General features: G+C 30.5%; 1 protein-coding gene and 1 pseudogene. Both read left to right on the top strand.

Annotation, left to right across the window (positions count from 1 at the left end):
- Window positions 1-231: RNA polymerase sigma factor (locus AC1Q8L_RS29920; RefSeq protein ID WP_141534669.1), on the top strand; the 231-nt coding region annotated here is incomplete at its 5' end.
- Window positions 221-561, top strand: a pseudogene (locus AC1Q8L_RS29915) (SH3 domain-containing protein); the annotation flags it as partial. The gene AC1Q8L_RS29920 and the pseudogene AC1Q8L_RS29915, both read left to right, overlap by 11 nt.

Raw genomic sequence — 561 nt, 5'->3', positions numbered from 1 at the left:
GCAGAACAAGAATTTTTTAAGCAAGAAGAAATGAATGATGTGTGGAAGGTTGTATTAGAACTACCTAAAAAGCACCGTGAAATAATTATATTGGACGCAAAATATGAATTATCTTATGAAGAAATGGCTGAAACATTAGGAGTATCCATTGGAACTGTAAAATCGAGATTAAGTAGAGCGAGAAGTAAGGTTTCAAAATTAATAGGGGAGGGTAGTAGTGATGAACAATAAACAAAATCCTGACTGGTATAGAAAAATAAAAAAAGGGCCAATGGAGAATCGTAAAGATGAAGAAGAATTTATTTCTAAAATAAAGCAGTCTATATATGAAAATAATGAAGTGGATTTTGTAAAACATAAAAGACCATTTCGTAAAAAAGCATTACCTATTGTAGTTGTTTTGGTTTGTACAATGTTATTTTTCATTGTTCAACAACCTTGGCTTGATGATAATAAATCACCGGTACAAAGTAGTACTCAAATTAAGCCTAAAACAAAAGATGAGTCTGCTCAAGATCCATCATTAAAACAATTTATGAATGAACTATATCAAAGTACGAA

This window comes from Bacillus sp. GW823-FHT06A11 (assembly GCF_058795355.1).
This window is presented reverse-complemented; position numbering and strand designations above follow the sequence as displayed.